Genomic DNA, 13,356 nt, shown 5'->3' with positions numbered 1-13,356 from the left:
CTTCCGCTATCTCGGCGGCAGTGGTTGTCCGCGGGGTATCGGCGGACCCATGACGAACTCCGTGGGTTCCCAGCCTATCGGGTACCGGCGCGCCTGCCCGCCCAGAGCGGAGTTGACCCGGTGTTCTTCGTCGTGCCACTGGTACGCCTCCGGATACCCGGCCCAGGTCGTGTCGGGCGCGTGCCCGACGTCGCCGTTGTAGGGCCTGCGCGCGCCTTCCCGGCGGGCCGCTTCGCTCGCTTGCCTGCGCAGTTCACCCTTCGTCGACACCCGGCCCGTGGGTGAGGTCCGTCCCCGCTGGAGCGCTTCGTTGGCGATCCGCACGTGCTCCCGCATTTCCGCCATCTGCTGCGGGGTGAAGTCCTGGCGGGGGTAGAACACGACGGGGCCGTCGCCCTGCGCGGGCGCGCCGGGGTCGTTCTTGCCCGCCCCGTCCAGTGTCTCCTGCGCGTCTTCGAGGGCCGCCGCCGAATCCGCGTACGCCTGGCCGGCCAGTTCGCTCGCCGCCTCGCCGGCCGTTTCCCCGGCGATGAGGACACCGTCGCCGATGCCCTCCCCCAGCTCGGTGGCGGCCCCGTAGATGGCGCCGAGGCCGTCCTGCTCGCCCGCGTTGAACACGATCTCCCGCGCGGCGTTACCGCCCGATTCCATCGCATTGCCCAGGTACCGGCCCCCACCCTCGACGAGCTCGCCCGCACCGCGGATCAACGACGCCACGTCGTCGCCGGCCCCTTCGCCGAGCCGGCGCCCGATGCCCTCGCCCGTCTGCCCGCCCAGCCAGCCGCCGACGGTCCCGCCGAGATCGGTGAGCCAGTTCCGGGCTGTGTCCGCCGCCGCGTCGGACTGGTTTTCGAGGTCCTGGCTGGCGCGGCTGAGATCGATGCCCGCCTGGGCGACCGACTCCGTGGCGTCGAGCATGTCGGCGTTCGGGGCCTCCTCCGACCCCGGCTCCGGCGCTGGTTCGTGTGCCTGCTGCGAAGCCGCGAGCTTCTCCCAGTCCTGACCGACCTTCCGCGCCGTCACGGTGTTGATCTCGTTGACCTCGCGCACCGCGTCGTGCTCCAGCCGCGCGGCGATGAGCTGCCCCTCCGCGTCCGGGCTGGTACTGGCCACCTGGTACAGGCCCTCGCGGTCCCGCGACGCGTCCTGGCCCTGCTGCCTGGCGTTGGCGATATCGGCGGTCGTCTCGCCCAGCTGATCGCTGACCGCGCGGGCGGCGTTCTCGCCGTCACCGGCTTTCGTGGCTTCGGCGGACGTGCGTTCCCGCATCCGGTCGCCGGCCTCGCCTTTCCAGTTGCCGGGCAGTTCGTTGGCGGCGTGCTGGGCGGCGTCGCTCGCGTCGCCCAAATCCTTGCCCGCGCGGCGCCAGGAGTCGCTCAGTTCCTGGACCGGCGTTTCGTCCGGCGGCGGCGCGGCCGCGTTCACCCGCTGCTCGAGTTCGCCCTTCGGCTGCTCGTCCCGCGGCTGCTCGTTCCGTGGCTGTTCGTTCCGCGGCCGCTCGCCCTGCGGCTGCTCGTTTCGCGGCTGCTCGCCCTCCGGCTGTTCGTTCCGCGCGTCGTCGGACTTGTCTGTCGGCGCGGCTCCAGCCTCGGGCTGCTCGTTCCGCGATTGTTCGGCATGCGGCTCGCCCTCCGGCTGCTCGTTCTGCGTGCCGCCAGGCTTGTCGGCCGGTGCGGCTCCAGCCTCGGGCTTCGGATCCGACGGCGCGGAGGCCGGAGATGAACCATCGGGCATTGCCGGACCCCCTCGATCGCACGGGAACAGCCTGTCCGAAGCACTTTCGCGCTGGTGGCGCACGGTCCGCCAGGGATTGGCAGGAAAGTGCCGCGCACACCTTTCGGCAGCTTCGCCCGGGCTAGCTTCGCCTCGACGTGGATCGCGTCGACGAAGGGAGAATCCGGTGACCGGTAGCGGTCTGATGGATGCCAACACGGACACACTCGCCCGGGTGGTCCAGATGGCGACGGTCGTGGTGCAGGAGATCGAGTCGCACCGCGGGAAGCTCGAAGGGGAGGTGAACTCCGTGATCCCCGCGCAGTGGGACATGCAACAGTCGCAGGCGTTGGTCGTCGCCCACAAGAAGTGGGACGAGGCGATCCGCAACCTGTGCCAGAAGCTGCAGAAGCTGGGCGAGGACACGCAGTTCGCGATGAACGACTACCTCGACACCGACGAGCAGGGCGCGCAGTGCTTCAGCGGCGCCGGCGACATGCAGGGATCGGGCGGCGGCGCGAGCCTGGGGAGCCTCGGTGGTTCCTCCGGGCAGTCCTACGCGTTCGCCGGTGTGCTCCGCGCCCTCTGACACCACGGAAAGGAGTGAACGGTCAATGCGTAAGCTCGCGATGTTCGGTGCGCTGGACGGTCTGTCGTCCAGCATGAACGGCTGCGTCCAGGGTGTGCAGCAGTCCATCGATTCCTGGGGCCAGGCCTCGGGAATGACGGAGTCCGACTGGCTCGACCAGGCCGGTGGGCAGTTCGCCGAGATCAGCCGTGCCTGCCAGCAGGTGATGGCCGCCGGGCAGGAACTCGTCCAGGCCATGAACCACGGCGTGCAGTCCTGCAACCAGGAGAACATGGCCGCGGTGCAGCGGTCCTGCGGCCGGCTCGGCTCGGCCTGACCACAGTGGAGCGTCCCGGTGCGTGCCCGCGCGCACCGGGACTTCCCCCGAGACAGGAGTGCCGAGCATGGCCGAACCCTCCCCGGGCGGCGGCGCCGAACCCTCGTCGCCCGCGCCCGCCGAGCCCGCCCCGGACAAAGCACCGGCGGAGAAGGCGCCCGCCGAATCCGCACCCGCCGGGGACAAGGGCGACAGTGCCCCGGAACAGCAGCCCGCCGACCAGCAGTCCGCGGAAAAACAGCCCGCCGAGGACAAACCAGCCGAACAACAACCGGCGGACGAGAAGCCCGCCGAGTCCACCGAGAAGCAGCCCGAGAAAACTCCCGGTGGGCAGAAAACCGATGAATCCCAGGAAAACGACGGCGAGTTCGGTGCACGGGTCCGCGCCGAGTCCCCGCTTCCCGACTCGGACACCGAGGGCATGCGTGCCATCGCCAGGGACCTGCGCACGACCGGAACCCGCGGCCAGGAAGCCGTCGACGAGGCCACGCGCGTGACCAAGGACACCGGCGAGAACTTCCGCGGACAGCCCGGCGAGGAGCTGGGCTCGCGGCTGGCCGCGGAGACCGAGAACGCCCGGAAAACCGGCGAGGACATGACCAAACTCGCCGACGACGTCGACCACGCCGCGAACACCGTCGACACCGTCACCCAGCAGCGGAAGGACGATATCGCGCAGGGCGGCCCGATCTACGAGCTGGCCGGCCTCAGCGACCCGATCGAGGCAGGCGCCACCCAGGACCGCATGGTCCACGACGCGGTCAACCGCGGTCAGCAGGTGACGCAGCAGGGTGCCCAGAACATGCAGGGCATCGGCGACTGGTTCACCGGGCAGACCGAACAGGGGCCGGTCACCACACCGTCCAAGGTGGAAATCAAGACGAAGGTGCCGGACAGCGAGAACAAGCTGCCCGCCTACCGCAGACCCGGTGACGAGGCATCCCACCAGGGCAAGGAGCAGATGCACAAGGGGTGGGGGCTCGGCGGCAAAGCCGAGGACCCCACGCGGCCGGGGGTGGCGCGCAAGGGCGATCACTACACGCCGTTGCGGTCCAAGAACTACATCAGTCCCGCGATCGGAGGCAGCACCGCGGTCACCCGCGACTACAGCTCCGTGGCGGACGCGGTCGGCAAGGTCGACACCGGACTGCAGAACCTCGAACTGGCGGGCAAGGACGTGCCGGTGCAGTTCAAGGGCTCTGCCTCGGGCTGGGCCAGCACCGGCCTGCCCACGGATTCGCTGTACTCCGAATCGGGCGGCACGGCGACCGAAAAGGGCGCCCGCTTCGACGAAAAACGCGCCTGGGGCGCGGGGGGCACCGCCGCGGGAAGGCTCGATGTCGGCGCCGTCACCGCGAGCCTCGGTGCCGACGCGATGGCGGGGGCCGAAGTCAAGGGACGTCTCGACCTCGGTGCGACCGGGAAGTACGTCGGCGCGGAAGCAGGCGGGTTCGCCGGCGCCAGGGCGGGACTGAGCGGCTCGGCCGACATCGGGGGCATCGGGGCGGGCGCGAAGGCCGAGGTGCGGGCCGGGCTCGGGGCCGAGGCGGGCTTCAGCATCGGCCAGAAGGACGGCAAGTGGGTGATCGGCGGCAAGGCGGGTCTCACGCTCGGCGTCGGCGCCAAGGTCGAGGGCTCGATCGTGATCGACCCCGCCAAGGTGGGCCAGACGCTCAGCGACACCGGCAAGGCGTTCGGCGACTGGGTCGGCGGCATGTTCGGCGGCCAGTCCGCGCCGGCGGGGCTGCCCGCGGGCGCGATCTGAGGAGGAGATGACCATGCCCTTTCCCATCGAGTACACGATCCCGGCGGGCTGGCGCGCGCCAGACCCCGCGGAGACCGATTCGCCACTCGGCACGGTCGTCGCCGTACACCCCGGGCAGAACGGCGTCATCGTGGCCGACGGCGGGTTCCGTGACGACGACGTGTCGTTGCGTCAGCTCGCCGAAGCGACCGTCACCGCGCTGGGCGACGGCGTCGAGGTGCTGCGACAGGAGGAGATGGGCACACCGGCGGCGCCGGGCTACGCGCAGTTGCTGCGCGTCGGCGAAACCGTGCAGTGCCAGTCGTTCCTCGCGGTTCCCGATGTCGAGGACACCAGCAGACGCGTGGTGCTGCGGATGGTGATGAGCACTCCCCGGGAGCACATCACCACGCTGGTGGGCGACTTCCAGCAGTTCCTCGGCACCGTCCAGCCGGTATCCGGGGAAAGCACGGAGAGCGAGGAGGAACCATGGCACGACCGATGATCGACCCGGCCCGGCGGCGGGCGGACTACGAACGGCTGCGTGACGATCTGCTCGAGGTCAAGGCGAGGATCGCGGACATCGAGGCGACCGCGGACTCCCCCGACGGCCTCGTGAGCGCCACGGTGGTCGGCCGCGGTGAGCTGAGCGAGCTGTACCTCGACCCGCGGATCTACCGCACCACGGACTCGAAGGCGCTGGCCAAGTCCATCGTGGACACGATCAAGGACGCGGTCGGGCAGACGCGGGAGCAGCTGTTCGACATCACCCGCCAGTACCTGCCCCCCGGGGCGAAACTGGAGAACACCGACGTCCACACCGGGCCGTTCCTGCACCAGCTCGACCGGAAGATCAGAGGGGAGTTGTGATGGCCGACTACGACATGGACCCGGACGCCGTGACGCGCAGCATCAACCAGCTGCGGGCCGCCGGGGAGACGTTCGGCAGCGCGTGGGAGAACCACAAGCGCTCGATCCAGTCCGGACAGTCGAGTGTGGGCAGTGACCTGCTGGCGCAGACGTTCCTGGCGAAGTACCTGCCGGTCGCGGAGGAGCTGACGGCCAGGGCCGATGCCATCCCCACCTCCTACGGCCGCCTGTGCGACGACGCGATGGGCTGCGTCGCGGACTACCGCTCCGCCGAGAACGAGGGCGCCGGCACGGTCCGGAGGCTGACCGGCACGGACGAACGATGAACGGGGCTCCGAAACTGGTGACGGCCGTCGCGATCGCGGCGGCCGTCGTCGTCTGTCCGGGTGTCGCCACGGCCGCCCCGCCGCCCGGCGCGTGCGGCAACCCGGCACCGGCGAGCCCGGCGGTCACCGAGCTGCCGTGGGCGCAGAAGACGCTCGACGCGCGGTCGGTGCACGAACACGCCACCGGCGCGGGTGTGGTGGTCGCCGTGGTCGATTCCGGAGTGGACGCCGACCACCCGCAACTGGCCGGGAAGGTGTTGCGCGGTCAGGACTTCTTCCTCGTCGGCGATCTCCCCGGCGGGTTCGACTGCGTTTCGCACGGCACCGGGGTGGCGAGCATCATCGCCGCCCGGCCGGTTTCCGGGATCGGGTTCGCCGGGCTCGCACCGGACGCCACGATCCTGCCGGTCCGGGTCAGCGAAAGCGATTCGACCGACGGCGCCGCGGAGGGTATCGACCCGGAGGCGCTGGCGCGCGGGATCTGGTTCGCGGCCGACCATGGCGCGGAGGTGATCAACCTGTCCGTGGCGGGTGAACTGGACAACCCGTTCGTGCGCGACGCGATCCGGCACGCCGTCGACCTGGACGTGGTCGTGGTGGCGGCGGTCGGCAACGGGCAGGAGGGCACCGCGCCCGGCCCGGTCACCTACCCCGCGGGTTACGACGGCGTGATCGGGGTCGGCGCGGTGGACATGACGGGAACGCGGCTGGACAGCTCGCAGATCGGGCCGCAGGTGGACGTGGTCGCGCCCGGCGGGGGCGTCCTGTGCGCGGCGCGGGCGGGCGGGCACCAGTACCGTGACGGCACCAGCTTCGCCGCGCCGTTCGTTTCCGCGACCGCCGCACTGGTGCGCTCGGCCTGGCCCGGGATGTCGGCACGTGAGGTCACCCAGCGCATCCTGGCCACCACGACGCCCGCGCCCGGAGACAAGGCCGCCTACGGGACCGGGATGGTCAACCCCTACCGCGCGCTGACGGACGGGCTGGTCTCCGCGGCACCGGCCGCGTTACCGGCGGTGCGGCATCCCGTGCCGGACGCCGAGCAGGTGCGGGTGTCGGCCTGGTGGGCGGAGAGCGTGTCGGACGCGCGACTGTTCGCGGTGCTCACGGTGGCCGTCGCGGTGCTGGGCGCGGGTGCGGCGGTGGTACTGATCCGCGGACGCCGTTCGCGCTGGCAACCACGGCGCGCGGTGGTACCGCCCGCCGCTCCGGCGCGGGACGAGCTGCCGGAGGAGATGTTCCTGGTGCCGCCCCCACCGGCGGATCGCTGACCCCGCGTAGCGAGGCCCGGCCGGGACATCCCGGCCGGGCTCGTTCACGCGGAAACCCGCTCACGCCGCGAGGGCGCGTGCCGGATCGAGGGCGCCGCCCAGAGGGACGCGGCTGGCGATCCCGGCGGGGAGCCGGACGGGGTCGGCCTCGCCGTAGCCGAGCACGTCCAGCACGACACGCCCGGCCAGCGGGTGGGCCCGGCCCTGGTCGGTCACCAGCATCAGCGTTCCGGCGTAGGCGTCGGCGCTGGGCATGACCTCGATCAGCGCCGCGCGGCCCGGCTCCACGAAGACCCGGTCGGCCATCGGCATGCCGTATGCCGTGCGGCCAGCCGTCACCGTCGCGGCGGTGGGCATCCGCGGGTCGAACTGGACCATCGGCGTCAGGGCACCCGGCTCATACGTGACGCAGATCGTGCCACCACCGGCGAAGCGCGGCCGCTGCGCGGGCACCGATCCCGGCCCGGCCTCCGCCGAGAGCGCGACGTGCGCCTCGGCCAGTTCGGCGGGTCCCAGCGCGACCCCGGCCGGCTGCCCGCCGCCGTAGGCCTGCCGTGACGCCGGATCGGCGCGCTGGATTTCGTACTGCAGCGCGGAAATCGGCCGCAGGCGGTCGGTGTCGGCGAGGTAGTACTCGCGGTTCCCGGACGCCTCCATGACGAGCAGCTGACCCACCCGGACGTCCGCCCGCCCTGGCACCGCCGACGACGGCGATCCCGCACCGGCGATCCGGATCGGCGCGATCGGGTCGCCCGCGGGCAGCACGTCGACCACCGGCATACCGGTGCGGGCCTTCGGGGCGGACTGCAACGCGAGCCCGACCGCGACCGTGTCGGCCTGGCGGATCCGGTGCCGGTAGCCGTTCACGATCAGGTACTGGTCACCGCTGTCCGGGACCTCCACGAGCAGCGCGGCGTCCCCCAGCGGGCGGCCACCGGGCGCGCCGGAACCGACCAGGAGCACGGACTCGTCCACCGTGGACCCGCTGGGATCCGGCACCGGCCGGGAACACAGGCTCCAGCCGCCGGTGAGGAGGTGGTCCGGCGCCGGGAGCGAGTCGGGCGCGTCGTCGATCCCGATGCGCGGGCCACGCGGGACACCGGCCAGCGAATCGCTGGACACCGTGACCGTCTCGGCGTGCTCACCCAGCGCCAGCAGCGCCGACACGTAGTTCTCCACCGGGTGCAGCACCCCGCCGAGGTAGACGTACTGCGTGCCGGACTCCTTGGCCACGATCACCGCGGGCTTGTCCCGCCAGGTGGTGTTGCCGCCGGGGTTGATCAGCCCGTACACCCCGACCGCGACCAGCGCCAGCACCCCGATCACGATGCTGCCGACGGCCGCGCCCCCTGGGCGGCGGAACGGTGGCTGCTCGGGGTCCGGATCACGGGTCACGAGCGCGGAGATGGCCCGCTGCGCGAGGAACTGGTGTGCCTGCAGGAGGTCGCGTTTGGACGCCACGGCTCAGCCCGCCATTCCGCGCGCGAGGCCGTACACGCCGAGCACCCCGCACAGCACGGGCACGCAGGCCAGCACGATCGCGACCTCCAGCAGTTCCGCGTACCGGCCGAGGAACGGGCTCGGCAAGCGTTTGCTGTGGCTGAGTCCGGTGAGGACGGCGAGGCCGCCCACCACGATCAGGACCGGTGCGGTCACGGCCGCGGAGTCGAACGTCGTCACCAGCGCGGCCGCGCTCGCCACGCCGGTGACCAGCAGCGGGGCGCGGTGCCGCAGTGCCGGGTAGAGCCGGGCACGCAGGCAGAACCCCACCGCCAGCACGGACAGCAGCACGATGACCGACGTGCCCGGCTCACACGCGATGACGAACAGGCACGGCACGGCGACCGTCGTCGCGCCGCCGATCAGGCCGGTCAGGATCTGGTCGGCGCGCAGGACCGCGGCGTAGACGGCGCGCCGGGGTGGCTGCGGATCGTCGCGCACGAGGTCCGCGGTGGTGCGCGGGAGCACCGGCATCGGGACGCGGCCGAGACGGATCGCGAGCGGGCCGGACAACGGGGAGAACAGCAACACCACCACGACCGCCACCGCCGCGCCGTCGACCCCGTCCAGTGCGTCCATGGTCGACGGCACCGCCGCGAGCACCCCCACCGCGCCCGCGGCGATACCGCCGATGAACACCGCGGCACGCTCGACCACGGCGAAGTAGCCGAGCACCGACGCGATCAGCAGCGCCGACGACCCGGCCAGCACATGTGGCGCCCCGAGTCCCGCGGGTTGTGGTCCGCCCGCGAGCAGGAGCCCGCCCCCGGTGAAGGCGAACGGCAACGCCAGCGCGGCCACGACCGCGCCGGCACCCGCGTCACCCAGCGCCCTGGCCAGCACGGTGCCCGCCGCGAGCAGGAGCGCGGCGCCGCCGAGCGCGGCCAATGCCGGTACATCCCACGGCGGTCCGGCCCGCACCACCGCGAGCAGGGCCAGCAGCGCGGCGACCGCACCCGTCAGCAGACCGGCCGCGCGGGTGTCCGACGGCCCCCACTGGCGGCCGGTGCGGCCCGCGCCTTTCGCGATGGTGTCGGCGAGGTCGTCGTACTCCAGTTCCGGCCAGTGCAGGCGACGGGACACCAGGTGCAGCACCTCGCCGTCGCGGACGCCGTAGGTGCTCAGCGTCCGGCCCAGGTCGAGCGGGGTGCCGTCGCCGCGGCGCAGCAGCCAGCCACCCTGCGCCACACCGTCGTCGGGAAGGGCCTCCCCCGCGCGGCGCAGCAGGCCCGGCAGGATCTCGGCCACCGGGGACCGCTCGGGCAACGCCAGGTCGAGCCTGCGGGCAGGCGCGTCGATGGTCACCCGGACCAGGTTCGTGGTCGACATGCGCCCAGCCTGGGCGCGACGACGGGGTGCGGGAACGGCTCCGGCAGGTACCGGCCACCGTTGTCATCCGATCCTCATGTTCGTGCCGCCAGGGTTGTGGCATGACCGCACAGCAGCGACAGCACACCGTCGCCCCACAGACGTGGCAGGCCGCGCCCCGGGTCGCCGCGCGGCCGGTCGCCACCGTCGCGGGGGCCGCGGAACGGGTGCGGTCCCTGCCGCCGAAACCCGCGTCGGCACCCGCACCGAGGCCGGCACCGGTACCGCGGGCCGCCGCCCCGGTGATCGCCAGTCCCGAGCCGCCCGCGCCCGAGCCGCACCGGGAGGAGCGCGCGGCGCTGCCCGCGCTGCGCATCGTGTGCTGGCAACTGGCCGTGGTGCTGGCGTTCGCGGCCATCGGCAGGCCGTGGCCGGTCGTCGTCGGCCTGCTGCTGGCCGCCGCGACCTTGCTGGCCTGCACGGCTCTGCGCGTGCGGGGCCGGTGGGTTTCGGACGAGCTGGTGCTCCGCGCGCGCCGGCGGCTCCGCCGTCGCGGGCACGAAGCCGCCAGCGGCCACGCGCTCCTGGAGACCCTCGCCCCTGGCGCGACGATCCGGACCGTCGAAGTCGCCGGAACGCCGGCGGCGGTGATCAGCCGCCGCGAGGAGCTGGTCGCCGTCCTGCGGGCCCACGGCGATCCGGCCACGCTCGTGGGGCAAGCGCTGCCCGTCGAGACGACCGAAACGCCCGTCGTCAAACTGCAGCTCGTCCTGCACCGCGGCCCACACCAGACGGACAGCATCCGGATGTGGCTGGCGGTGCGTGCGCTGCGCGAGCCGGGCTTCGCCACCGACACCGAGCTGCTCGTCGTGCTCGGCAACGTCGTGCGCAAGCTCCACCGCACACTCCGCAAGGCCGGGCTGGACGCGTCCGCGCTGACCGAGCAGGAGGTGTCGGCGACGCTCGTCGCGCTCACCCACACCGGATCCGGCCGCGGCGCGGTCCGCGAAGACCGGCGGTACTGGCGGGCCGGGCCGATCACGCAGGTCGGCCTCCGCGTCACCGGCCTGCGTCCGGGGCGGACCGCGGTCCAGGCACTGCACGGACTGCTCGCGGCCGCCCCGGGAACCGCCCGCACCGTCGCGATCACCGGGCACGAAGCCGTGCTGCGCGTCGCGGCCACCACCGACCACGCCGCCGACACGGCCGTCGCGCGGCTGCTGTGGATGCCGCCCCACGGGCTGCGCCTCGAACGAATGGACAACCAGCACGCACCGGCCGTCGCCGCGTCGTTGCCGATCGGAGGAAACCGATGATCACCCACGCCCACCAGGCACCGCCCCGGCTGTCGGTCCTGAACGGACACTCGACGGGCCCGCTGGTGTCCCGGCACGCCCGCGTGACCACGAAACTGGCCGCCGCGCGGCGCGAGGTGCTGGTCTTCAGCTCGCTGTCCGGCGGGCCGGGCGACCCGTTCCGCCCGGTCGACGTCGCGAACCTGGCACGCGGCGTCCGCTACCGCGTCCTGGTCCCCGACGCGGCGCGCACGCGGCCGGGGCCCGCGCGCCAGCTCGTGAAGCTGGCGCAGGCCGGTGCGGAGGTCCGGACGATGCCCGCCGTCCCGGTCGAGGCGCTGATCGTGGACGGCGCGCTCGCGATCGTGCCCGCCGAGGACCGGGGCAGGCAGGCCGACATCGCCGTGCTCCGGTTGCCCGCCGTCGTCGCCACTTTCCTGGAACTGGCCGACCGGCTCTGGCCCGCCGCGGTGCCGCTCGTCCCCACGGATTCGCCGGTGACCAGCGAACTGGCGGGCCGCGATCGCGAACTGCTGTCCCTGCTGTCCGCGGGATGCACCGACGAGTCGGCCGCCGCGGCGCTCGGCGTCTCCGTACGCACCGTGCGGCGGATGGTGTCGAGCCTGATGAACCGTCTCGGCGCGCGCAGCCGGTTCCAGGCCGGGGTCAAGGCCGCGGGCCACGGCTGGCTGGCGGGGAAGGCGAGCTGATGACGACGTCCACCGGACGCACGCTCCTCGTCGATCCCGGCAGGCACGGCGCCTACGCCACCGTCGGCGAAGCGGTGCTCGGCGCCCCCGACGGCGCGACCGTTTCCATCGCCGCGGGCACTTACGCGGAAACGCTGGAACTGCTCGACCGCGCCCTCACCCTGCGCGCGGCCGAGGGCGCCGAGGTGGTGTTCGACGGCCGTGGCGCCGACGTGCCGGTGCTGCTCGCGCGTGGCGGCACGCTCGCCGTGCACGGCGTGACCGTGCAGGCCGGGAACGCCGCGGCGATCCAGGCCGAGAACGCCGAGCTGACCCTGGACGACTGCACCGTGCGGGCCGGGCGCGGGCCGGCGGTGGGTGTCCGCGGTCCCGGTCCGCTGACGGTCACCGGCGTGACCATCACGGGCGCCGAACACGGGCTGGTCCTGGAGGGCACGTCCGGGATCGTGGAGAACGTGACCATCGACAACGTCGCCGCCGACGGGATGATCGTCGGGCTCGGCGCCGACCCGGTGATCCGCTCGTGCACGATCGGCGGGTGCGGGCAGCGCGGCCTCTACGTCTACCAGCACGCGCGTCCGGTGGTGGAGAACTGCCGCATCAGCCGCACCGCGCAGGCCGGGATCCTGGTGGCACACCGGAGCGCGCCCGTGCTGCGGCGCGTGTCCGTGCGGGACGCGGGCGGCGTCGGCATCGACGTGGGCGCGAACTGCGGCGGCTCGGTCGAGGCGTGCGACGTCGCCAACACCGCCGAACCCGCGGTGCGGCTGGCAGGCACGGCCACCGCGGAGGTCGTCGCCGAACCGACCGCCGAGACGAGTGGCTCCAGCCCGCTGGACACACTGCTCGCGGAACTCGACGGCATGGTGGGCCTGCCCGGCGTCAAGGCCGAGGTCCGGTCGCTGGTCGACGAGATCCAGGTCAACGCGTGGCGCTCGCGGGCCGGTCTGTCCACCGGCGCGTTGAGCCACCACCTGATCTTCGCGGGCGCGCCGGGCACCGGTAAGACCACGGTGGCGCGGACCTACGGCAAGCTCCTGCGTGAGCTGGGTGTGCTGCCGCGCGGCGAGTTCCGCGAGGTGTCGCGACGGGACCTGGTGGGCCAGTACGTCGGGCACACCGCCGAGAAGACCGCGGTGGTGTTCGAGCAGGCGCTCGGCGGCGTGCTGTTCATCGACGAGGCGTACACGCTGTCGCGGCAGGCGGGCGCGGGCAGCGACTTCGGCCAGGAAGCCATCGACACGCTGGTCAAGCTGATGGAGGACCACCGCGAGGAGATCGCGGTGATCGTCGCGGGCTACACCGCCGAGATGCGCCAGTTCCTCGCCGCGAACCCCGGCCTGTCCTCGCGGTTCGCCAAGACCGTCGAATTCGAGAACTACACGCCGGACCAGCTGACCGGCATCATCGGCCGGATGGTGACGGCGGGCGACTACGAACTGGACCCGCGGTCCGGGCCCGCGCTCGCCGAGCACTTCCGCCACATCTCGGCCTCGCCCGGCTTCGGCAACGCCCGCGACGCGCGCAAACTGTTCGAGGGCATGCGCAAGACCCAGTCCGGGCGTCTGCGCGGGCTGGGCCGGGTCCCGGACGCCGACGAGCTGCGCCGGATCCGGGTGGACGACGTGCTGGCGGCCATCGAGTCCGGGCAGCCGTCCTGGTGAACCACGGCGCGGGGCGGGCGTCACCTCCTACGATGAACCGGCGAGGCGAT

At 72.9% G+C, this 13,356-nt stretch carries 13 protein-coding genes; 10 read left to right on the top strand and 3 right to left on the bottom strand.

Translation table 11 applies throughout. The features are described from left to right. Positions 1-6: 6 nt before the first annotated feature. On the bottom strand, positions 7-1,734 hold the full coding sequence (locus tag HNR02_RS15925) for a WXG100-like domain-containing protein (RefSeq protein ID WP_179773945.1): 1,728 nt from the start codon (positions 1,732-1,734) through the stop codon (positions 7-9). Positions 1,735-1,900: 166 nt separating this feature from the next. Between HNR02_RS15925 and HNR02_RS15920 the strand changes: the two genes are divergently transcribed. From HNR02_RS15920 to mycP, 7 genes are all read left to right on the top strand, one after another. Beyond that, a complete protein-coding gene (locus HNR02_RS15920; RefSeq protein ID WP_312861028.1) occupies positions 1,901-2,302 on the top strand; it encodes a WXG100 family type VII secretion target in 402 nt (133 codons plus the stop codon). Between the two features lie 25 nt (positions 2,303-2,327). Then, on the top strand, positions 2,328-2,618 hold the full coding sequence (locus HNR02_RS15915; RefSeq protein ID WP_179773944.1) for a hypothetical protein: 291 nt from the start codon (positions 2,328-2,330) through the stop codon (positions 2,616-2,618). A 67-nt stretch (positions 2,619-2,685) separates the two neighbouring features. Next, entirely contained in the window at positions 2,686-4,383 is a 1,698-nt protein-coding gene (locus HNR02_RS15910) for a WXG100-like domain-containing protein (RefSeq protein WP_179773943.1), read from the top strand. A 13-nt stretch (positions 4,384-4,396) separates the two neighbouring features. Continuing rightward, a complete protein-coding gene (locus tag HNR02_RS15905) occupies positions 4,397-4,867 on the top strand; it encodes a hypothetical protein (protein ID WP_179773942.1) in 471 nt (156 codons plus the stop codon). Continuing rightward, positions 4,852-5,232, top strand: coding sequence for a YbaB/EbfC family nucleoid-associated protein (locus tag HNR02_RS15900; protein ID WP_179773941.1), 381 nt, complete (start codon positions 4,852-4,854; stop codon positions 5,230-5,232). Before HNR02_RS15905 ends, HNR02_RS15900 begins: the two co-directional genes overlap by 16 nt. After that, complete coding sequence (locus HNR02_RS15895) at positions 5,232-5,558, top strand: hypothetical protein (protein WP_179773940.1); 327 nt, start codon at positions 5,232-5,234, stop codon at positions 5,556-5,558. The genes HNR02_RS15900 and HNR02_RS15895 overlap by 1 nt, the downstream gene beginning before the upstream one ends. Beyond that, positions 5,555-6,829, top strand: a complete 1,275-nt coding sequence (gene mycP, locus HNR02_RS15890) for a type VII secretion-associated serine protease mycosin (protein WP_179773939.1) — start codon at positions 5,555-5,557, stop codon at positions 6,827-6,829. Before HNR02_RS15895 ends, mycP begins: the two co-directional genes overlap by 4 nt. 60 nt (positions 6,830-6,889) lie before the next feature. Here mycP and eccB read toward each other — a convergent pair whose 3' ends face one another. Together eccB and eccD are read right to left on the bottom strand one after the other, a co-directional pair. Then, positions 6,890-8,290 carry a type VII secretion protein EccB gene (gene eccB, locus HNR02_RS15885; protein WP_179773938.1) on the bottom strand — a complete coding sequence of 467 codons (1,401 nt, stop codon included), beginning with the start codon at positions 8,288-8,290 and terminating at the stop codon, positions 6,890-6,892. A gap of 3 nt (positions 8,291-8,293) precedes the next feature. Continuing rightward, on the bottom strand, positions 8,294-9,658 hold the full coding sequence (gene eccD / locus HNR02_RS15880) for a type VII secretion integral membrane protein EccD (RefSeq protein WP_179773937.1): 1,365 nt from the start codon (positions 9,656-9,658) through the stop codon (positions 8,294-8,296). 101 nt (positions 9,659-9,759) lie between these two features. Between eccD and HNR02_RS15875 the strand changes: the two genes are divergently transcribed. The 3 genes from HNR02_RS15875 to HNR02_RS15865 are packed head-to-tail and all read left to right on the top strand — an operon-like array spanning position 9,760 to position 13,306. Beyond that, positions 9,760-10,953, top strand: coding sequence for a type VII secretion EccE family protein (locus HNR02_RS15875; protein ID WP_179773936.1), 1,194 nt, complete (start codon positions 9,760-9,762; stop codon positions 10,951-10,953). Then, positions 10,950-11,642, top strand: coding sequence for a helix-turn-helix transcriptional regulator (locus HNR02_RS15870; RefSeq protein ID WP_179773935.1), 693 nt, complete (start codon positions 10,950-10,952; stop codon positions 11,640-11,642). Before HNR02_RS15875 ends, HNR02_RS15870 begins: the two co-directional genes overlap by 4 nt. Further along, entirely contained in the window at positions 11,642-13,306 is a 1,665-nt protein-coding gene (locus HNR02_RS15865; protein WP_179773934.1) for a right-handed parallel beta-helix repeat-containing protein, read from the top strand. Before HNR02_RS15870 ends, HNR02_RS15865 begins: the two co-directional genes overlap by 1 nt. Positions 13,307-13,356 lie beyond the last annotated feature (50 nt).

The sequence above is a fragment of the Amycolatopsis endophytica genome (assembly GCF_013410405.1).
GTDB classification, from domain to species: domain Bacteria; phylum Actinomycetota; class Actinomycetes; order Mycobacteriales; family Pseudonocardiaceae; genus Amycolatopsis_E; species Amycolatopsis_E endophytica.
The sequence above is the reverse complement of the archived record's forward strand: the minus strand, read 5'-3'. Positions and strand labels throughout refer to the sequence as shown.